Origin of the sequence: Prodigiosinella aquatilis (assembly GCA_030388725.1) — a bacterium.
GTDB lineage: Bacteria > Pseudomonadota > Gammaproteobacteria > Enterobacterales > Enterobacteriaceae > Prodigiosinella > Prodigiosinella aquatilis.
Genome location: CP128857.1, coordinates 3951601 through 3971493, shown reverse-complemented (window position 1 = coordinate 3971493; position 19893 = coordinate 3951601). Strand labels below are relative to the sequence as shown.

Sequence of the window (19893 nt, the reverse complement as noted above, 5' to 3'; positions counted from 1 at the left end):
TTCAATAATAGTCCTGATTTACATTTCCATACGGCCCTTTTACATAGGGCAGTTTCGTCATGAGTGGTAGTGATGTGTGTTGATCAATTGGCCTGACTCAGCAACGGTGTGTTCTCTTCAATGTGAAACATCCCCATCGCCTGGATCAGCTGACGTGATTGTTCTTCCAGTAACTGTGTCGTGGTGGCGGAGGCTTTTACCAACGAGGCGTTCTGTTGCGCGACCTTGTCGATTTGCGTAAACGCCACATTCACCTGTTCAATGCCGAGATGCTGTTCCTGCGAAGCATACGAAATTTCCTTCATCAGACTGGTAACACGGCTAATTTCCTGAGAGACATCATCCATGGTTTCACCCGCAGTTGATGCCAGATCCAACCCTTCCGACACGCGTGACTGGGAATCCATAATCAGCGTTCGAATCTCTTTGGCCGCCTGGGCACTGTGCTGCGCCAGATTACGCACTTCGCCTGCTACCACCGCAAAGCCTTTACCCTGTTCGCCGGCACGGGCCGCTTCTACCGCCGCATTTAGCGCCAGAATATTGGTCTGGAACGCGATACCATCAATGACGCCCAGAATGTCACTGATACGTTTGGCGCTATTGGAGATTTCCTGCATTTTTTCGATCACATAACAGACCGATTCATTGCCGCGATCGGTCGTGTCAGAGGCTTTATTGGTTAACTGATGCGCCAGCTCGGCATTGTCGGCATTGCGCTTCACAGTGGCACTCAGCTCTTCCAGGCTGGCTGCCGTTTGTTCCAGTGCGGCCACGGATTCCTCCGTGCGTTCAGCCAGATGGCTATTCCCGGCGAACAGCTCCCGGCTGCCATTATCGATCTGAACGCTGGCATCGCGCACTTGGCTGACCGAACCCAGTAGCGCCATTTGCATACGATCAATTGCATCGCTGAGCCGTCCCAGCTCATTGGTTCCTCCTTGTGAGATCCGGTGTGTCAGATCACCGGCAGCGACCAGCTCCAATTGTTCAATGGCGCGATCCAATGGTTTTAACAGCATGTGGCGCAGTGCGACCCAGGCAAGCAACACCATCACCACAGAGAGTGCGCAGGCAATGCCAATCAATAGCAGCATGAGCTTTTCGTCATGTGCGGCTTCCTGAATCCGGGCATCGGAGAGCTGTTGGGCATAGGTGTGGAAATCCTGAATGGATTGTTCAAACGTATCATTCAGCGGCGTGAGGCTATTTTCCAGCAGGGTGTAATATTCATCGGTATACTGTTTTTCCAGCGCCTCGTACATGGGTTTCAGCCCTTGTGCAAGATAGGCCTGATAGCTTTTCAGTACTTTTTGTGCAAGCAATTGTTCTTGTTTGTTTTCGCTTTTTGCCTCGCTAAACTGCTTGAGGACCTTCTCGGATTGCTGGATATAGTTCCCCAGTCGTTCGGTTTCTTTGGCGCCGACGTCCAGCAGGCCTATCTCGATTTTACGCACAGCCAGCGTGGCCGAAGCTCTGGATCGTAATGTCAGGTTATAGCCATCCATCAACCCGCCTAATTGTGTGCCTTGAATCCGGTTTAATGCGGTGAGAGATTCCCGGCTTTTGTTGATGGACTGAATGCCCATGCCGCTGACAATCAGCAGAAGAAGTGTGATGAGTAACAGTAATACCAATAAGCTGGCACGGATGGAGATATTTCTCAGACGCATGATGTCCCTTTCCTAAGGTGTACAGGTAATGAAGATAAAGAATAATTGACAGAACGTGGCAAGGTATCGCTGGGCGCTATGTTCTGCAGTAATAATACGTTCAGAACATAACAAAATAATTATCGTGTATGGAAAAACATTTCACTTATCTTTTACGACATTGCTGGCCTCGTTAACGTGAATTCTGTTTTAAAAAGCAGAAGATGTTTCTACTTTGCATTAAATGATTAGCCCTGATGTTTACGGCTGGTTTATCATCTACCGATAAAAAATGAGCATGTGTTTCGAGAGTGTGTTTATGTGTGCCATTGCGTAATACCTGGTTCTTGTTAATAGTTTATGGTGAAAATCACCATGTACTCTTGACATACCAGCGATTGATACCCTGAGGTTCCAGAGGTTTATGTGCAGTTAACAAGCTTTACGGATTATGGTTTACGGGCGCTGATTTACATGGCGTCACTGCCAGAAGGGCGAATGACCAGCATTTCAGAAGTCACTGAAGTGTATGGCGTCTCACGTAACCATATGGTCAAAATCATCAATCAGTTAAGCCGAGCCGGATTGGTAACCGCGATACGAGGTAAAAACGGAGGCATACGGCTGGGCAAAGATCCTGCCACTATCCGCATCGGTGATGTGGTTCGTGAACTGGAGCCTTTGGCACTGGTTAACTGTAGCCATGAATTTTGCCATATCACTTCAGCCTGCCGGTTAAAGCAGGTGCTTCAACAGGCGGTGCAAAACTTTTTGGTGGAACTGGATAAATATACCCTCGCCGATATGGTTAAAGAGAACCCACCGCTCTACAAATTGCTTTTGGTTGAATAAATTTGTTCAGCCTCCTGCTGATGACAACGGAGGAACCGCTATGTCAAAAGATCCATTTTTGGAACGAGAAGCAGAGAAATACGAATCCCCAATTCCCAGTCGTGAATATATTCTGGCGCACATTGCCAAGCGGGATACGCCAATCAGCCGTGAGGAGTTGGCAACTGATCTGGCATTAACTACCGATGAACAGCTTGAAGCGTTACGCCGCCGCTTGCGGGCCATGGAACGTGATGGGCAGTTGGTCTTTACCCGTCGCCAGTGCTATGCGCTGCCGGAAAAACTGGATCTGCTGCGCGGTAAGGTTATTGGTCACCGCGATGGTTATGGTTTTCTGCGGGTGGAAGGTCGCAAGGACGATCTCTACTTATCGGCAGAGCAAATGAAAATTGCCATTCATGGCGATGTCGTATTAGCCCAACCGTTGGGTGAAGACCGTAAGGGGCGCCGAGAAGGGCGTATTGTCCGTATTCTTGAACCTCGTACCGGGCAGATTGTTGGCCGCTATTTTGTTGACGCTGGTACTGGTTTTGTCGTGCCGGACGACAGTCGCCTGTGTTTCGATATCCTGATCCCGCCGGAATTTATTGGCGGTGCGCGGATGGGGTTCGTGGTGGTTGTAGAGCTGACTCAGCGTGCTACACGCCGCACCAAGGCGGTAGGGAAAATCGTCGAGATCCTCGGAGACAACATGGGCACCGGGCTGGCGGTAGACATTGCCCTGCGCACCAACGAAATACCGCATACCTGGCCACCTAAAGTAGAAGAGCAAGTACGTGATCTTGCTGAAGAGGTGCCGGAAAATGCCAAGAAAGGTCGGGTGGATCTCCGTGAACTACCACTGGTAACAATTGATGGTGAAGATGCCCGTGATTTTGATGACGCCGTTTTCTGCGAGAAAAAACGTGGTGGCGGTTGGCGTTTGTGGGTCGCTATTGCTGATGTCAGTTATTATGTCCGGCCTAATACCCCGTTGGATAACGAGGCTCACGCCCGCGGCACGTCGGTTTACTTTCCTTCCCAAGTTGTTCCCATGCTGCCGGAAGTGCTCTCCAATGGACTGTGCTCGCTGAATCCACAGGTAGATCGTCTGTGTATGGTGTGCGAAATGACGGTCTCAGAGCAAGGTAAACTCACGTCTTACAAATTCTACGAAGCGGTGATGAGTTCCCACGCCCGTCTCACCTATACCAAGGTGTGGCATATTTTGCAGGGCGATGAAGAGTTGCGCGCCCAGTATCATTCACTGGTGACGCCGCTGGAAGAACTGCACCGTTTATATAAGGTGTTGGAACATGCCCGGGATGTCCGCGGCGGTATTGCGTTCGAAACGGAAGAAGCCAAGTTTATTTTTAACGCCGAACGCCGGATTGAGCGGGTCGAGGCAGTGGTGCGTAACGATGCGCATAAACTGATTGAAGAGTGCATGATTCTGGCGAATATCTCGGCAGCCAGATTTGTGGAGAAAAACGAAGAGCCGGCATTATTTCGTGTGCATGATCAGCCGAGTGAAGATCATGTCCTGGCGTTGCGCAGTGTGCTGGGAGAGCTGGGGCTGACATTAAAAGGCGGCATGAAACCGCAGCCGAAAGATTACGCCGAGTTGATGAACGAGGTCGCCGAACGCCCCGATCATGAAATGTTGCAAACCATGCTGCTGCGCTCAATGAAGCAGGCGGTGTACGATCCGGAAAACCGCGGACACTTTGGTCTGGCGTTGACGTCGTATGCGCATTTCACTTCGCCGATTCGTCGTTATCCTGATCTTTCACTGCATCGTGCAATTAAATATCTGCTTGGTGCACGTAAGGAACGTTGGACTCCAACCGGAGGCTGGCACAGTGACTTCCAGGAAATGCTACAACTGGGCCAACACTGTTCGATGACTGAACGCCGTGCGGATGAAGCCACTCGTTATGTATCGGACTGGCTGAAATGTGATTTCATGCAGGATCATGTAGGTAGCGTCTTTACCGGTATTATTGCCAGTGTGACGGGTTTTGGTTTCTTTGTTCGCCTGAACGATCTTTTCATCGACGGCCTGGTGCATGTCTCCACGCTGGATAACGATTACTATCGTTATGATAACGTTGGTCAGCGTTTGATCGGTGAATCCCGTGGCCAGGTTTATCGGCTGGGCGATGAAGTGGAAATCCGTGTGGAAGCGGTACATATGGATGAACGCAATATCGATTTTGCACTGGTTTCCAGTACCCGGAAAGTGCGGGGAGAAGGGAAAACCGCCCGTGAGCGCACCAGGAAAAGCAATGATCGGGAAGAAAAACCTACCCGTCGTCGTCGGGTAAGCCCGCGTACCAATTTTGAGCCGGATAAGGCGTTCCGTAATGAAGGAGAACGGAAGGGCAAAACCGTGGCCAAGTCGACAGACAAGCCGAAAAAGAAAACGGACAAAGCCAAAAAGAACGTGGAAAAAACACGTAAAATTGCGGCCGCGACCAAAGCAAAGCGGGCAAACAAAAAAACCGCAGAGTGATCTCTGTGGTATCGGTGATATGCCGATGATTGATTGAAATGATAGCGGGCGGTTGCCGCCCGTTTACCACTATTGAAGAGCATCAATGAGCGAAATTATTTACGGTATCCATGCGGTTAAAGCCCTGTTGGAGCGCGATCCTCAGCGCTTTCTGGAAGTATTCATCCTAAAAGGACGTGAAGATCGTCGTTTGCAGCCGCTGATTGCGGAACTGGAATCCAGCGGTATCGCGATACAGGTTGCCAACCGTCAGTGGCTGGATACCAAAGTCGAGGGCGCTGTACATCAGGGGATTGTCGCCAGAGTGAAGGAGGGTCGGCAATATCAGGAAAATGATCTGCCCGACTTGTTGTCGTCACTGGATACACCGTTTCTACTGGTGTTGGATGGTGTGACGGATCCGTACAATCTCGGTGCCTGCTTGCGTAGCGCCGATGCTGCCGGCATCCATGCGGTTATTGTCCCACGTGATCGTTCTGCCCAATTAAACGCTACAGTGAAGAAAGTAGCTTGTGGTGCAGCGGAAAATGTACCGCTGATCCGCGTCACTAATCTGGCGCGTACACTGCGTTTTCTGCAGGAACAGAATATCTGGATTGTGGGCACGGCTGGGGAAGCTGACCATACGTTGTACCAAAGTAAACTGAATGGCCCGTTGGCGCTGGTCATGGGTGCCGAGGGTGAGGGCATGCGCCGGTTGACCAGAGAGCATTGCGACGAGTTGATCAGCATCCCGATGGCGGGTAGCGTTTCTTCCTTGAACGTCTCTGTGGCGACGGGGATCTGCCTGTTTGAGGTGGTGCGTCAGCGTAGCTGAAGCGGATTTTTCTGTGGCGGGCAATTAATCACTGGCGTGTTTTATTGCCCGTTTCTCTGGTTGCCTCCATGGGGCGAATCGCCGTAATTTACCTTTATTGAGCAGCGAGTTTCTTCTGTACCATAATGCACCACAGTACCGAGTTCTTGGTCGGCCATGTCTCTTTCTTCGATGTTGATCTCAACAGAACAAAAATGGTAATCGCTTGTTTCATTACTTACTCTCACGCCCTGTTAAAACGACGATGTGGAAGCGGGTTTCACGGATGAACTCGACGCGGAGTGGTACAGCACGGCATAGGCATGCCAAAGCTCCGAGATTATGCCATCACCATCGGTTTTCATGACGATCAGATAGTAATCCGCACCACGGGCATCGGCCTGACGCTGAATTTCCCGATCAGCATCATCCGGGCCGCCACGTACAGTAACGGAAACTGTTCCGAATTTTTTCAGCGAGTAAGTTTGTGCCCGGCTAACTTCAATGGCGTGCTTGCCTGGCGGTGGCGGTGGAACGGGTTTTCCCTCAAACACGCTACATCCGGCCAGTAACATAATCAGCAGGATAGGAATAGCAAGAGTGTGTATCTTCATCATAGGCTCCTATTTTCCCGAGGGTAATTCACAGTGTATCTGTTCTGGCGGATGGTCGATACCATAGCGGAGCAGGGTTCAAGAATATCATCAGGAAAATTACCTCCATTGGCTGATTAATCTGTAATGTTCCTTGTGTTCCCTATCGCTGGCACCTATAATTACGCGTCATTTTTTCAGCCGATCATATAACACGTTCCTTGCTTCCATGGGCCGCGGCTGACCCTGACAGGAGGCTGAATAATCCGTAAGGAGCAATTTGATGCGTCATTACGAAATCGTTTTTATGGTTCATCCTGACCAAAGCGAACAGGTTCCAGGCATGATCGAACGTTACACTGGTGCTATCACCAATGTACAAGGTCAGATTCACCGTCTGGAAGACTGGGGCCGCCGTCAACTGGCTTATCCGATCAACAAACTGCACAAGGCTCATTATGTTCTGATGAACGTTGAGGCTCCGCAGGAAGTGATCGACGAGCTGGAAACTAACTTCCGCTTCAACGACGCCGTTATCCGTAGCATGATTATGCGCGTTAAACACGCGGTAACTGAAGCATCTCCAATGGTGAAAGCGAAAGACGAACGCCGTGAGCGTCGTGATGATTTCGCTGAAGCTGGCGAAGGTGCCGAAGCTGGGGATTCTGAAGAGTAATTGTTGTGGTGACGACTAATCGTCTGGTGCTGTCAGGCACGGTGTGCAAGACACCTATTCGAAAAGTCAGTCCTTCGGGTATTCCTCACTGTCAGTTTGTGCTTGAGCACCGCTCAATGCAGAAGGAAGCCGGATTCAACCGACAAGCATGGTGTCGTATGCCCGTGATTGTCAGTGGACGCGAGTCACAAGCATTTACCCACAGTATAACGGTCGGCATGCAACTTACTGTCTACGGTTTCATTAGTTGCCACCAAGGGCGTAATGGGCTGAGTAAAGTTGTGTTACATGCCGAGCAGATTGAATTGATAGATTCTGGAGACTAGCCAAATGGCACGTTATTTCCGTCGTCGCAAGTTCTGCCGTTTCACCGCGGAAGGCGTTGTAGAGATCGACTATAAAGACATCGCTACGCTGAAAAACTACATCACTGAAAGTGGTAAAATTGTACCAAGCCGTATTACCGGTACCCGTGCAAAATACCAGCGTCAACTGGCTCGTGCGATCAAGCGCGCGCGCTACCTGTCTTTGTTGCCGTACACTGATCGTCATCAGTAATCGGCCACTGTCCATTAACGAGACTTTGAGAGGATAAGGTAATGCAAGTTATTCTGCTTGATAAAGTAGCAAACCTGGGCAGCCTGGGTGACCAGGTAAATGTTAAATCGGGTTATGCTCGTAACTTTCTGGTTCCGCAGGGTAAAGCTGTGCCGGCAACCAAGAAAAACGTAGAGTTCTTTGAAACTCGCCGCGCTGAACTGGAAGCCAAGCTGACAGAAGTTCTGACGGCTGCCGAAGCACGCGCTGCTAAAATCACCGAGCTGGGCACCGTTACCATCGCGTCTAAAGCAGGCGATGAAGGTAAATTGTTTGGTTCTATCGGTACCCGTGATATCGCTGATGCGGTAACTGCGGCGGGTGTTGACATTGCCAAGAGCGAAGTTCGTTTACCGAACGGCGTTCTGCGTACTCTGGGCGATCACGAAGTGAGCTTCCAGGTACACAGCGATGTATTTGCTACGCTGAATGTTGTTGTCGTTGCTGAAGTGTAATTAGCGCTGAAGATAACGAGTGAAACGCTGGCTTAGGCCAGCGTTTTGCATTTTGGGATACATACCCACACCATTACATTAATGGCCTCGCACTATTGCCATCACCATTAACGGGTACGGATGAATGAGCCATCCTGCTGCCGGACAAACTGGATAACCTGATTTTCCGGTGTTTCAATTTCCAACTCACTTACCATGCCTTGTGCGTTAAGTTGCAGCTTTATCTTCTGCCCAGCGTGGAGATTGTTGAGTGGTTTATTGCGCCCTTCTACCTGCGCCATGGCAAATACATCATTTACCGGCAGATTATTATCCCGAAATAATTGCGCCAGCGTTTGCCCGGCAACAATCTGGTAGTTCTTCCACTGATTGTTTGTAGTCGATGCCTCAGGTGCAGGCATGTTATCGACCAGTTTTGCCTGCATTGGTATGTTTCCCATCGTCAGTGGTATGGATCCGGACTCCTGATGTGATTGTAGGGGTGATTGTGGGGATGAATAAGGCCATAGCAGAACCAACAGCAGAAAGCCGGTGGCGATTAAAATCCAGCGACGATGGAAGTGAGGCAGTGGATCCATCCAATGGTAACCATCAGAAAGATGCCAGATATGATTCAGTGACATTTTTATTTGCCGAATAATGAGAAGTGCAGCAGAAGCGGTATCCGTTTCTTTATGCTCACCTGTCGTGCCAGTTTGTATCCGTCTCTGCCGGAAAAAACACAGGCGAGATTGCCACAAGATGTGGCGATTCCGGGTGGCTTTTTCTCTCCTGGGCGCGATTCTGCCCATGGTGACCTCTCTTAAAACCGTATAAAAGTAATAACAGATTAAGTATATCGGTAATTGATGAATGATGACCAGTTAACCATTTGATGCACAGCATAAGATGTACTTTGGTCAGTCTATTCTTTGATAGCTGTCGGATGCCAGTATCATTCTGGTTTGTGAAATAAACTATAACCGTCTGCACAGAGGATTTTACCCCTAAACGCCGCGCTGTTATGCTTCGCTCTCAGTATTTTACAGATTAAAGGAACATCAATGACAACCCCTTCTTATGAAAGTGTAGAAGCGCAGGCAAGTTATGGTATAGGTTTACAGGTTGGTCAACAGTTGCAGGAATCAGGTTTGGAGGGATTAATTCCCGAAGCGCTGGTTGCTGGCTTGCGTGACGCGATAGAAGGAAAAGTGCCAGCAGTGCCTGTAGACGTAGTACATCGTGCGCTGCGTGAGGTTCATGAGCGTGCAGATGCCGTGCGACGTGACCGTCAGCAGGCGTTGGCTGTTGAAGGACAACATTTTCTGGAAGCAAACGCACAGCAGGAAGGCGTAAGCAGTACAGAGTCTGGTCTACAGTTCCGGGTCCTGACCCAGGGCGAAGGTGAGATTCCGTCGCGCCAGGATCGTGTCCGGGTACATTATACTGGGCGTTTGATTGACGGAACGGTATTTGACAGTTCGGTAGAGCGCGGTCAGCCTGCCGAGTTTCCGGTAAATGGTGTGATCCCCGGCTGGATTGAAGCGCTGACCCTGATGCCAGCCGGTTCTAAATGGGAACTCTATATCCCGCATAATCTAGCGTATGGCGAACGTGGCGCAGGTGCCTCTATTCCGCCATTCAGTGCGTTGATTTTTGAAGTTGAATTGCTGGAAATTCTGTAAATAGTCATGCCGGACATCCAGACTGATGTCCGGCTGCTCGTCATCTGGTCAGCATGGGACGATAGTGATGAACCTGTCGCATGGCTACCAGATCTTTGCGCCTGACCACATTGGTGGGATAAGCGCTTCCGGCCAGTGACGTGGTATCCACCTGTAGTGTTGTCGTAACGCCTTCCTCCTGCCATAACACTTGCTCATCTCTGGGATAATGAAAGGTTTCCGGTCCGAACAGACCACTGTACCCGCCGATTCCTGACTTGGGTTCTACTCGGTTTGCCAGGGCCAGATAGAGGTTGTTTTCTCCAGCCCGTGTACGGAATAAGTGCCAGTGAAGCGGGTCAGCCCCTGTGGGGATCGGGTAGTTTTGTGCCACCCGGCTGCCGGTATGCTTATCGGTAAATCCGCCATCCAACGCAGCTGAGCAGGCTACGATATCGCATCCCATCAAGGCCAGAATGCGGGCCGATTCGGGAAATAGTGCATCATGTCCCAGTAGTAGCCCAATACGACCGACAGCAGTATCAAAAACACCCCATTGTTCACCTGCACTGGCCCACTGTTGATAAGTCGTGGGAATGTGCAGTTGGCGATAACAACCGACCACGCCTTCCGGGCCGAGCAACACCTGAGCGTTATAGCGGTTTTCACCGATCTTTTCGGCCATGCCGAATACCAGCCAGACACGCTGGGTCATGGCCAGATGCAACAAGGGTTGGAGATACGGCGACGCTAGCGTGATGGCCCGATTTTCCGGGTTGTCATAACCGGTGAGCGCCAGTTCGGGAAAGACGATCAGGTCACTGTGCTGCTGTTCGATGGCTTGTCGAGCCAGCGTTACCATACGTTTACTGTTGTGTTCAATGTCGTTATCAGGAGAGAACTGAACCACCGAGAGGTGGCTTTGTTTGCCGGGTGGTAGCGGACGGTGATCGTAGAGTTTGAAGAAGTCAGTTGGATTCCATAAGAAACTATCACTTAGCAACTGATGATAGAGCGCGGGGCGGCGTTGCTGAAAAACAGCTTCCCCCAGCACCTGTCGTGGGCGGTTGATAATATCCAGCATGGCGTAGGCGATGCCATTACCCTGATCTACCACATCCAGAATATGGCCGTCCGGCGCAATGATGCAACTCCCACCGCTGAACTGCACGCCTCGTTCCTGTCCCCAGCGGTTACTTTCCAGCAGGTAACAGCTGTTTTCCATGGCTCGGCTGATCCAATATGGCGCAGGAGTTCGTTCCGCTAACCAGTTGCTGATATGGCAGATAATATCTGCCCCGGCCAATGCCAGCAGTCGTGCAGTTTCCACATAATGAATATCCATGCAGATCAGCATACCAATGCGGCCCAACGGGGTATCAAACACCCGGTGTTCCTCGCCTGTGGCGGCCCATTTGGGTTCGAAATATAGGGATGACTTTTGCGGTGGCAACCCATGACGCCATCAGGACCAATTAATACAGCGCTGTTGTAGTAAAGCCCTGTTGCCGCTTCAAGCTCTGGCATACCCAGCACGATGTAACATTGATAGTGTTTCGCCAGTTCGGTAAACCGTTCTGTCGTGCGTCCGGGCACGGTTTCCACTTGATCGGCAATTTCCTCCCGGTCGTACCAACAGTAACCGGTAGTGGCCATTTCTGGGGTAGTGATGAGTCTGGCGCCTTGTTGCGCGGCTTGTTCCACCAGTGAAAACAGACTGTCAATATTGGCTTTCTTGTCGAATAACCTGGGTTCGAACTGCACGGCAGCGGCAAGAAAAGAGGGAGTAGGCATTATGTTTCCTCTTAAAATAGGATTCAGGGATGCGGTTTGCTGTCAGCCTTTTTTGGTAGCAAGCGCATTAGGGGTTGTCATGGAAAACACATCATTGGCTTGCATCAGTGCGCAAGCCATCTCTTCCACAGTGATACGTTTGTCCATGGCCTGATGGCGTAAAATTTCATAAGCACGCACCTCACTGATGCCATGCATACGCATCAGAATCGCTTTGGCTTCGCTGACGTAGCGAATCCCTTGCATTTTCTTTTCCAGTCTTTCGAAACGTTCCGCCATGCATCGGTGTCGCTGGGTATGATGTAGTGCCATCACCATGGAGGAGAGCAGACCTGATGCGCGGATAGGCGTGGTGATGATGGCACCGGCCCCCATGTTTAACGCTTGATCGATAAACGTCGGGTTTTCATAGGTAATCACCGAAATCAGTGCATGGCGGCGGTGATCCATCCAGGGGGTGTCCAATTCCGGTTGATCCGATTGCGGCGTGAAAAAAATGACGTCAGTGTCCGTTGGTAATCGTTCCGGAATCGGCCAGAAGGCCCGAACCTTGAACCCCATGCGGCGCAGATGTTTGGTTAGCGTTTCACCGTCCTCGTCATTGGGATGAAGAACGACACAACGGACTTCCCGGCTGAGCAATAGGGTGGTGGTATTGTTATTAAGTGGGTTATGGCGCATGGGGATACTCCACTTTTGACAGTTTGGTGACCCAGTCTCCCTGTACCTGATTGGTCATGTAAGGATCGGGAGGGACAATCCGTCGTGATTCCCGCAAGATAGTGAACTGGCCGGTTGGGTTGGCTTTTCCGATACGTGGATACAATCCGGTATGGTGGTTAAGCGGGTCGATGCATATCCGTCCCTGGGGAGCGTTAAATTCACTACCGCACAGTGCGGGCAGCAATTTCGGCAGGGCATCACTGCCGCAAGCGCCCATAGCGTTAGCGAACAGATGTACCTGGCTGTAAGTGGCTTCCCAGTTCATGTCCGTGGTCAGTGTCGAGCCGAACATTTGCCGAAATGTGGTCAATGCCATTTGGTTGGCTGGTGTGGCAATGCTTTGAAAATACGGGGACGAGGTGATATGCCCCGCCGCCATGTCTGCTCCCATCACTGCAATTTCCGTCTCGGACGTGTTCAGACTACCGATAGGCATTTTCTCCGGATCGAGCCCTGCCTCATAGTAAGCCCGGTATAGATAGGGAACGGTTTGGCCGATGACCGTACTGAAAATAAAGTCTGGTTGTTTTTTGCGTACTTCTTCCATGATGGGTAGAAACGCGTCATAAGAGGCATTCAGGTCCAAATAGCGTTCACCTATCACCGCGCCATCATCTCGTTGTAACAGCAACTCTTGCATATTCCGGTTGCATTCATAGGGATAGATGTAACGTGAGCCGATCATGAATACCCGGGCGCCAAAATGGCTGGAAAGGTAATCTTCCAGTTGCAGGCAATTCTGGTTTGGTGCCGCCCCGCCATAGAAAATGTTTTCCGAAAATTCAAAACCTTCATATAACTGAGAATAGAACAGCAGGCGCTGATATTTTTCCACCACAGGTGACATGGCTTTGCGGCTGCTGGACGTGTAGCCGCCGAAAATGACATTCACCTGATGTTCCACAATCAGCTGTTCTGCCAATGTTCGAAAGCGGGCATTGTCTGATAATGGATCAAGGTGAATCGCTTGCAGGGGACGTCCGTGGAGCCCCCCGGCCTGATTGATCTCGTCAATGGCTTGCAGTGCTCCCCGTAGCTGAGACTGTTCCAGCAGCGCGGTGACACCACTGGACGAGTACAGCAAGCCGATGTTGATTGGTGTTGAAAGCCCCATAATGACTCGCTTTAGGTTGGTAAAAGGGTAACGAGACGCCGAACGTCATCTATTTCGTAACATTACCGGGCCAGCAGATGTTTGTTCAGCATGGCACCAACGGTATATTTAGGATCGACCATATTGCCCAGCCGGACCTTACCGCACTGGCTTAGCAGCATGTAGGCATCCCACTGTTCAAAGCCAAAATCCTCCACCAGCCAGTAAATCAAGTCACGGTAGGCAATACGGGTGGCATCTTCCAGCGGACGGGCGCTGCCAATGCTCATAATGGTTTCCTGGTTTTCCATCCGCGGCCAGGAGAGTGCCCAATGTTTGATTAGATCGACTTTAATGGTAGTAACGGATGGGTATTCCACCGCCGTACCGCAGATTTCACCATCTCCCTGACAAGCGTGCGCGTCGCCGATGAACAACCTGCCGCCGGGAGAACGTACCGGCAAATAAGTAATGCTGCCTGGGCCGATGTCAGGAACATCCATATTGCCGCCGTGATTATCTGGCGTCAGTGAGTTGATAGAGTCGATCTCCGGCGACACGCTCAGTGTGCCGATATGGGGTTTATAAGGCAGAGTATGGCGTTTGCTCCAGTAGACTTTTTCGCTGTCCAGCTTGATGATCCTGACCTTCTCCGGCAGTGGATCGTTAAGCATGGCGGTCAGATCAGTACCGGTCAGCCCGCCAAAATGCGGGATCATGGCACAGATGCCATAGGGATTTTCCCCACGTGGTAGCATGGATTCAATATGTACCGCCAGCACATCACCTTTTTCCGCGCCACTGACCATAATCGGACCATTTTGCGGATTGAGAAATGGCATCTTCAGCAACTGGCTGGGGATATCCTGCTCGGACTGAATAGCACCTTCAAACGCATCCCGGGTATCGACGATGACACGATCACCTGGCTCGATGGTTAGCACTGGCGTGGAGTAAGGACCGATAGTGTAGTGAAATGCTTTCTGCATCTCTTCGGTCAAATGGTGAGTAATGGATTCTCGCTGTGCGCCTACTCCACGTTTGAACATGATAGATTCTTTCAACCAATCATTTTTCATTGTTCATTTCTCCGTAAATGGGTTACCAACCGCAGGTATGGGTATCGGGCCATCAACGTAAACGTGTGCTGATGACGCCAGTAATTATTGGCATGACGGTTACAACATCAGATGTCGGCGTATGCCGTCGTCATCTGAGAGCTGCCGCTGATCCAGCGTGTCGATGACCCGGCCTTTATCCATGACACAGCATCGGTGAGCAGCCCGTTGAATCATGGCGATATCCTGTTCTACCAAGATCACGGCGACTCGCAGTTCGTGGGCGATGCGCACCAGCGTATCGGCGATGATGGTGACGATAGAGGGCTGAATGCCTTCGGAGGGTTCATCTAGCAACAATACTTTGGGGGAACCGACCAGTGCGCGGGCGATGGCCAGTTGTTGTTGTTCACCACCACTCATGGTGCCGGCCTTTTGTTTCAGCCGCTGGCGTAGAATCGGAAAATAGTTGAGCACCCGCTCCAGCAGATCCTGTGCCAGTTCCCGGTGTTCCCGGACAAACTGCATGCCAACCTGTAGGTTTTCCGCGACGGTCAATCCGGAGAAGATCTCCCGTCCTTGTGGCACATAGCCGATGCCCAGCCGAGCCCGTCGTTGGGGGGAGGTGTGGGTGATTTCGGTTTCGCCCAGCAGTATCTTGCCTTGTCGTATAGGTATGGTGCCGATCAGGGAACGCATCAGTGTGGTTTTACCCACACCATTTCGGCCAATCAATCCCAGGATTTCCGCCGTATTGAGTTGCAATGAGGCGCCATTGAGCACCAGTCCGCCGTCGTAGCCACTAGTGACATTATCGATTTGCAGTAGTACGTCTTTCATCCATTTTTCCCCAGGTAGATATCTGCCACGTCATCCCGCATCAGTACCTCTTGTGCGTTACCGTCGGCAAACACGTGACCACCGTGTAGTACGGTGACCTGAGAGGCGATTTGTCGAACGAACGTCATGTCGTGTTCCACCACCATCAGTGTCAGGCCATCGCGCTGCATTTGTTTGATAAGTTCACCGGTTAAATAGGTTTCTTCCACCGAGAGCCCTGCTACAGGCTCATCCAACATCAGCAGAGAGGGTTGAAGCGACACCGCCATAGCCATTTCGAGCCACTGTTTTTTACCATGAGAGAGGTTGCCCGCCCGTTGATGGTATTCGCTGGTGAGATTGAAACGCTGCAACAGGTCATCAACGTTATCGGACTGGCGGCGCTTTGCACGCCGATGACTCAACGACAGTTGCAGATGCTGCGCTACGCTGAGATCCGCAAAGATGCCGGGGATCTGAAATTTGATGCTCATGCCCCGACGAATGCGCTGAAAAGGGGGTAAAGCATTGAGGCGTTCTCCCTGAAAACGGATCTCGCCGCTACTGGGGGCGTGTTCACCGGTCAACAACTTGAAGAAGGTGCTTTTGCCCGCGCCGTTCGGCCCGATCACACAACGTACTTCTCCCTGGCGGATGCGGATGTCCACCTGATGGATCACCTGAATGCCGCCGAAACGTTTACCCAGTCCCTGCGTCTCTAGTACCGGTGTGTTATTCATGATGAAGTCCTCTTGTGACGAGAGGCGGCAAATAGTCGTCGTATACGATGCATCAACCAGGCCAAAATACCTTCAGGTGCGATAAGAATGACGAACAGCAGAATGACGCCGAGCAGAATCATGGCGTATTCACTGCCATAAACCGCCAGCCACTGCGACAGCCACACCAGTAGTGCGGTTATGATGACAGTGCTGAGGAGGCTTTTTCGTCCAGCGGTAGCCACCCAGATCACTGGCATGGCCGCCGCAGATAATCCCATTGAAGACGGGGTGATGTAGGAGCCCCATAGGGTGTACAGCACACCAGACAGGCCGGACAGTACCCCGCCGATAGTGAATATCAGCAATTGATAGCGACGAATATCAATACCCAACATTTCGGCTCGACGTGGATTTTCCCGGATAGCGGCGAGCGTCAGGCCGGCATCGCTGCGTAACAGACGCTGCATGCCGAAGTAAACCACTGTCAGCAGCAACACAATCAGGTAATAGAAAGCGTTGTCCTCCAGCGTAATCCCTCCCGGCAGCTCCAGCGGCGGCATGCCAGACATACCATTGAAGCCGTTCAGGCGTGCGCTGCCGATAGCCCATTGTGGACCGGCGGTTTGCGACATAAACATTTCCAGCACCAGTGTGAACGACAGCGTGACAATCCCTACGAAGATGCCAGTCACACCACCATAGAACATCATGTAACCGAGGGCGGCAGCGACTGCGCCAGCCATCACTAATGCCAGTACGAAGCCGGACCAGGTAGAAAAAACGCCATCACCGAAGTTCAGTGTTAGAACACCATAGGTATATCCGGCCAGCCCGAAAAAGGCTGTCTGGCCAAATGAGAGAATCCCGGCCTGCCCCCACATGGCGGCCAATCCTATAGCGCAGAAAGCCCAGAGCAGAAAGTAGGCCAGGTTGTTAATGAATCCGCTGTCTAGAATCAGTGGCAACAGTACTGCCGATACCAGAAATATCAGACCATTCCATGGTATACGCGGGTGTTTCTGTCGTTCTGTCATGGTGAGGTTGAGAGAGTTTATGGTCACAGGCAGCTCCTAACGATTGCGGGTAAACAGGCTACCGACACCGTTTGGCAACAGGCGGATAACCAACATGGCCGTAATCAGCAGGCCGATTTGACCGGCCAGTTGTCCATACCAGGCATTCAGACCGGTCTGGATAGTGCTAAGCGTCATGGCAGCAGGAATGGTGCCAATCAGCACATTGGCACCGCCTACGACGACTGAAACGAAAGCTTGTATGATGAACGCATTGCCCATCGTGGGAACAGCCGTCATCGTCGGGGCATAAATAGCCCCCGCCAACCCGGCCATCCCGGCACCCAGTGCGAATGTCTGGGTATAGATACGGTCGGTTTCCAGTCCAAGACAAGAGGCCATGCGGGCATTTTGTATTGTGGCTCTGGCGCAGACGCCGTAATTGGTATGGAAAAACAGCCAGTACAGCAGCAGGAGCACCGCGATGGCAAACAGCGGCAGTAAGGCCCGGTAGGTGGAAAACGAGTAGTCACCCAGTGTGAATGAACCAAACGGCGTGGAAAGTCCTTCCAGTGAGGGCCCCGCCAACAGCAACATGCTTTGCTGCACAATCAGGCTAATCGCCCAGGTGGCTACCACAGAGTCATACAGGCGATCATACAGATGACGAACCACTAGCCGTTCGATGACACCACCGGCAAAAGCCGATACCAGGGCGCCGACCAGCATGGCGAGCGGGAGTGGTAGCCCGGATTTGTTCAGCGTGATGGTCACGTAAGCTCCGCACATGATGAATTCACCATGGGCCAGATTAATAACGCCCATCATGCCGAAGATCACCGCCAGCCCAAGAGCTGACAGAACCAGAAAGGCAAAGTTATCGCCAAACTGGTAGATCGCTGAATAAACAAAGGACAGCAATAACATGAAAGTACAATCCTTGGTGTCCCGACTGACACCGGTTGAGATAGATAACTCAGGGAAGCGCATGTAGGACAACGACTTCCCTGATGGTCATTTCAGACTCAGGCTTTGGGCGGATTGGACGGCGTATACTGGCTGGTATCTGGTTTGACCGGGAGGTTGCAACCTGCCTGATCCAGCCAGTAAGGTTGGATATCCGGCCATACCTTGGGTATTTCGACAGAATGGTCAGCCTTGACGTGCGCCAGATAAATGGTGTGGCTCAGATGGTGGCTTTTGGGATCGATACAGACCTTTCCGGAAGGGCCATCGGTACAGATACCACCACTTTCTAATGCCTTGCGTACAGCAACTTGATTGGTGCTATTGGCTTTTTCCACTGCCAGTTTGTAGAGGTAAACCGCATCATAGGCGTTGGCCGCCTCCTGATTGATATACGGCTCATCAGGGAATTTGGCGTGGAACCGTTTTTTGAAGTCATTACTGGCAGGTGTGTCCACCTCTTCCATATAGTTGGCGGTGATGTACATGTCTTTCAGTGCTGGTGGCTTAAAGCGTTTGTGTTCATAAGCTTGTGCCACGCTAACTGAGCTTGCCATGGGTAGATTCAGTCTGGCGGCAGCTTGCTGCTCATAGTAGGAAGACTGGTTGGTGCCGACCAGAAGTGTCATGACAAAGTCTGGTTTGGCTTTCTGAATATTCTGAATGGTTTGGCTAAACTGAGAAACACTCAGCGGGATAAACTCTTCCCCGACCATGGTGCCACCGTTTTCTGCGACAATTTTTCGCACCCATTCCGCCGAGATCTGACCAAAGTTGTAATCGGCAGCAATGGTATAAACCCGTTTGCCATATTTCTTCATCATCCAGGGAATCAGTGTGGAAAATTGCTGTTCAGGCACCGCGCCGGTGACAAAGACATTGGTGTCGCAGACACCGCCCTCATACTGGTTGTTATACCAGTAAAGCTGTTTTGCTTTATCCATAATAGGGCGAATGGCCTCACGGGAAGCGCTAGAGAAAGCGCCGAAAATAACATCTACTTTATCGTTTTTAATTAAACGACGAGCCATTTGCTGAAAACGGGTATTATCGGATTGGGTATCATATTTAATTAGTTCAATCGGACGACCAAGAATACCGCCTTTCGCATTGATTTCGTCAACAGCTAATTCCGTAGCGTGGATCTTGGGAATAACGGGCAAGGCAAAATTGCCGGATGCGTCTTCTAATAAACCTATTTTAATGGGCTTGTCGGCCGCAACAGCCATGTGTGCAGTGCCTGCTACTAATATGGATGCCAGCGCAAGTGTCAACGTGGCGTAATGACATTGTATTCTGGACATAATTACCCCTGGTGTTGGTATTAAAAAAAAAGCAAAAAAAAAGCCCCGTAAAGTCAGATGACTTTCTCAGGGGCTCTGATGCCTTCACCACAAGCCGACAGCGTTGGCGGTCTTGCGGGGGAGTGGGTATCACTATAAGAAGCGGGTTAATGGATTGTCAACGGTTAACTTGTATTATAAGTATTCTCTATTTCAGTATTAATGATTGCACTTAAATAGCGCCGTGATGCACAAAATATCACAAGATGAAGAGAAGATAGATAAGAAACAAACAACATTTTTACGATAAAAAACAAATGATGAACTTGGCGTAAAACAATATAGAACACAAGTGGAGCGAATTCCGTTAATTATTTGCACCAGAATAAAGCGAGAGTTTATTTTAATCCTTCCATTTTATGAAAGGTTATATGAAAAGTCATTCTTGGACGCCTAAATATAGCTATTCCATTCCTATGAAAGTCATTCATTACATATCTAATAAACGGCAATATGCAGCGGTAAGCATACCTGAGTAAGTGATTCAGGTTTCTGCCTGAGGTCAATCTGAACGCTACTTGCAATAGTTCAGAAGCGGCCGAATACCATGATGAATCATCAGGCTGGCGAACAGAATGAGTGACGGTATTTATCGTGGTTTACG

General features: G+C 50.7%; 19 protein-coding genes and 1 pseudogene. 8 read left to right on the top strand and 12 right to left on the bottom strand.

What is annotated here, in order from left to right; all coding sequences use genetic code 11:
- Positions 1-83: 83 nt before the first annotated feature.
- On the bottom strand, positions 84-1673 hold the full coding sequence (locus PCO85_18500) for a methyl-accepting chemotaxis protein (protein ID WJV53151.1): 1590 nt from the start codon (positions 1671-1673) through the stop codon (positions 84-86).
- Between the two features lie 405 nt (positions 1674-2078).
- On the opposite strand from PCO85_18500, the gene nsrR reads away from it, so the two are divergent.
- The 3 genes from nsrR (at position 2079) to rlmB (ending at position 5815) form a co-directional block, all read left to right on the top strand.
- Positions 2079-2504, top strand: coding sequence for a nitric oxide-sensing transcriptional repressor NsrR (gene nsrR / locus PCO85_18495; GenBank protein WJV53150.1), 426 nt, complete (start codon positions 2079-2081; stop codon positions 2502-2504).
- A gap of 40 nt (positions 2505-2544) precedes the next feature.
- A complete protein-coding gene (gene rnr / locus PCO85_18490; GenBank protein ID WJV53149.1) occupies positions 2545-4998 on the top strand; it encodes a ribonuclease R in 2454 nt (817 codons plus the stop codon).
- A gap of 85 nt (positions 4999-5083) precedes the next feature.
- Positions 5084-5815 carry a 23S rRNA (guanosine(2251)-2'-O)-methyltransferase RlmB gene (gene rlmB / locus PCO85_18485; GenBank protein WJV53148.1) on the top strand — a complete coding sequence of 244 codons (732 nt, stop codon included), beginning with the start codon at positions 5084-5086 and terminating at the stop codon, positions 5813-5815.
- Positions 5816-6048: 233 nt separating this feature from the next.
- Here the strand turns inward: rlmB and bsmA are convergent, their stop codons facing one another.
- Positions 6049-6411 carry a biofilm peroxide resistance protein BsmA gene (gene bsmA, locus PCO85_18480; GenBank protein WJV53147.1) on the bottom strand — a complete coding sequence of 121 codons (363 nt, stop codon included), beginning with the start codon at positions 6409-6411 and terminating at the stop codon, positions 6049-6051.
- A 259-nt stretch (positions 6412-6670) separates the two neighbouring features.
- Here bsmA and rpsF point away from each other — a divergent pair, with 259 nt between their 5' ends.
- From rpsF to rplI, 4 genes are read left to right on the top strand one after another with little or no spacing between them, the layout of a single operon-like run.
- A complete protein-coding gene (gene rpsF / locus PCO85_18475; protein WJV53146.1) occupies positions 6671-7063 on the top strand; it encodes a 30S ribosomal protein S6 in 393 nt (130 codons plus the stop codon).
- Between the two features lie 5 nt (positions 7064-7068).
- A complete protein-coding gene (gene priB, locus PCO85_18470; GenBank protein ID WJV53145.1) occupies positions 7069-7389 on the top strand; it encodes a primosomal replication protein N in 321 nt (106 codons plus the stop codon).
- 4 nt (positions 7390-7393) lie between these two features.
- A complete protein-coding gene (gene rpsR, locus PCO85_18465; GenBank protein WJV53144.1) occupies positions 7394-7621 on the top strand; it encodes a 30S ribosomal protein S18 in 228 nt (75 codons plus the stop codon).
- A 41-nt stretch (positions 7622-7662) separates the two neighbouring features.
- On the top strand, positions 7663-8115 hold the full coding sequence (gene rplI / locus PCO85_18460; GenBank protein WJV53143.1) for a 50S ribosomal protein L9: 453 nt from the start codon (positions 7663-7665) through the stop codon (positions 8113-8115).
- Between the two features lie 107 nt (positions 8116-8222).
- Here the strand turns inward: rplI and PCO85_18455 are convergent, their stop codons facing one another.
- The gene (locus PCO85_18455; GenBank protein ID WJV53142.1) at positions 8223-8906 is read right to left on the bottom strand and encodes a LysM-like peptidoglycan-binding domain-containing protein; all 684 of its coding nucleotides are present in this window, start codon (positions 8904-8906) and stop codon (positions 8223-8225) included.
- A gap of 252 nt (positions 8907-9158) precedes the next feature.
- Here PCO85_18455 and fklB point away from each other — a divergent pair, with 252 nt between their 5' ends.
- Positions 9159-9779, top strand: a complete 621-nt coding sequence (gene fklB / locus PCO85_18450) for an FKBP-type peptidyl-prolyl cis-trans isomerase (GenBank protein ID WJV53141.1) — start codon at positions 9159-9161, stop codon at positions 9777-9779.
- 40 nt (positions 9780-9819) lie between these two features.
- Here fklB and PCO85_18445 read toward each other — a convergent pair.
- The 9 genes and pseudogenes from PCO85_18445 to PCO85_18405 all read right to left on the bottom strand — a co-directional run bounded on the left by PCO85_18445 (position 9820) and on the right by PCO85_18405 (position 19175).
- Positions 9820-11552, bottom strand: a pseudogene (locus PCO85_18445) (nitrilase-related carbon-nitrogen hydrolase).
- A gap of 42 nt (positions 11553-11594) precedes the next feature.
- Positions 11595-12233 (bottom strand): ANTAR domain-containing protein, encoded by a 639-nt coding sequence (locus tag PCO85_18440; protein WJV53140.1) that lies wholly within the window; start codon positions 12231-12233, stop codon positions 11595-11597.
- Positions 12223-13389: a transporter substrate-binding domain-containing protein gene (locus PCO85_18435; GenBank protein ID WJV53139.1), complete on the bottom strand. Its 1167-nt coding sequence runs from the start codon at positions 13387-13389 to the stop codon at positions 12223-12225. Before PCO85_18435 ends, PCO85_18440 begins: the two co-directional genes overlap by 11 nt.
- Before the next feature lie 62 nt (positions 13390-13451).
- Positions 13452-14447 carry an acetamidase/formamidase family protein gene (locus tag PCO85_18430; protein WJV53138.1) on the bottom strand — a complete coding sequence of 332 codons (996 nt, stop codon included), beginning with the start codon at positions 14445-14447 and terminating at the stop codon, positions 13452-13454.
- Between the two features lie 99 nt (positions 14448-14546).
- Positions 14547-15266 (bottom strand): ABC transporter ATP-binding protein, encoded by a 720-nt coding sequence (locus tag PCO85_18425; GenBank protein ID WJV53137.1) that lies wholly within the window; start codon positions 15264-15266, stop codon positions 14547-14549.
- Positions 15263-15985 carry an ABC transporter ATP-binding protein gene (locus tag PCO85_18420; GenBank protein WJV53136.1) on the bottom strand — a complete coding sequence of 241 codons (723 nt, stop codon included), beginning with the start codon at positions 15983-15985 and terminating at the stop codon, positions 15263-15265. The genes PCO85_18425 and PCO85_18420 overlap by 4 nt, the downstream gene beginning before the upstream one ends.
- On the bottom strand, positions 15982-17028 hold the full coding sequence (locus tag PCO85_18415) for an ABC transporter permease (GenBank protein ID WJV53135.1): 1047 nt from the start codon (positions 17026-17028) through the stop codon (positions 15982-15984). Before PCO85_18415 ends, PCO85_18420 begins: the two co-directional genes overlap by 4 nt.
- 9 nt (positions 17029-17037) lie before the next feature.
- Complete coding sequence (locus PCO85_18410; GenBank protein ID WJV53134.1) at positions 17038-17907, bottom strand: branched-chain amino acid ABC transporter permease; 870 nt, start codon at positions 17905-17907, stop codon at positions 17038-17040.
- 98 nt (positions 17908-18005) lie between these two features.
- Positions 18006-19175 (bottom strand): urea ABC transporter substrate-binding protein, encoded by a 1170-nt coding sequence (locus PCO85_18405; GenBank protein ID WJV56135.1) that lies wholly within the window; start codon positions 19173-19175, stop codon positions 18006-18008.
- Positions 19176-19893 lie beyond the last annotated feature (718 nt).

Bases quoted from the DNA above. Each gene is read 5' to 3' on its own strand.
- PCO85_18500 (WJV53151.1), bottom strand. From the start codon at position 1,673: ATGCGTCTGAGAAATATCTCCATCCGTGCCAGCTTATTGGTATTACTG.
- rnr (WJV53149.1), top strand. From the start codon at position 2,545: ATGTCAAAAGATCCATTTTTGGAACGAGAAGCAGAGAAATACGAATCC.
- rlmB (WJV53148.1), top strand. From the start codon at position 5,084: ATGAGCGAAATTATTTACGGTATCCATGCGGTTAAAGCCCTGTTGGAG.
- bsmA (WJV53147.1), bottom strand. From the start codon at position 6,411: ATGATGAAGATACACACTCTTGCTATTCCTATCCTGCTGATTATGTTA.
- rpsF (WJV53146.1), top strand. From the start codon at position 6,671: ATGCGTCATTACGAAATCGTTTTTATGGTTCATCCTGACCAAAGCGAA.
- rpsR (WJV53144.1), top strand. From the start codon at position 7,394: ATGGCACGTTATTTCCGTCGTCGCAAGTTCTGCCGTTTCACCGCGGAA.
- rplI (WJV53143.1), top strand. From the start codon at position 7,663: ATGCAAGTTATTCTGCTTGATAAAGTAGCAAACCTGGGCAGCCTGGGT.
- PCO85_18455 (WJV53142.1), bottom strand. From the start codon at position 8,906: ATGGGCAGAATCGCGCCCAGGAGAGAAAAAGCCACCCGGAATCGCCAC.
- fklB (WJV53141.1), top strand. From the start codon at position 9,159: ATGACAACCCCTTCTTATGAAAGTGTAGAAGCGCAGGCAAGTTATGGT.
- PCO85_18440 (WJV53140.1), bottom strand. From the start codon at position 12,233: ATGCGCCATAACCCACTTAATAACAATACCACCACCCTATTGCTCAGC.
- PCO85_18435 (WJV53139.1), bottom strand. From the start codon at position 13,389: ATGGGGCTTTCAACACCAATCAACATCGGCTTGCTGTACTCGTCCAGT.
- PCO85_18430 (WJV53138.1), bottom strand. From the start codon at position 14,447: ATGAAAAATGATTGGTTGAAAGAATCTATCATGTTCAAACGTGGAGTA.
- PCO85_18425 (WJV53137.1), bottom strand. From the start codon at position 15,266: ATGAAAGACGTACTACTGCAAATCGATAATGTCACTAGTGGCTACGAC.
- PCO85_18420 (WJV53136.1), bottom strand. From the start codon at position 15,985: ATGAATAACACACCGGTACTAGAGACGCAGGGACTGGGTAAACGTTTC.
- PCO85_18410 (WJV53134.1), bottom strand. From the start codon at position 17,907: ATGTTATTGCTGTCCTTTGTTTATTCAGCGATCTACCAGTTTGGCGAT.
- PCO85_18405 (WJV56135.1), bottom strand. From the start codon at position 19,175: ATGGCTGTTGCGGCCGACAAGCCCATTAAAATAGGTTTATTAGAAGAC.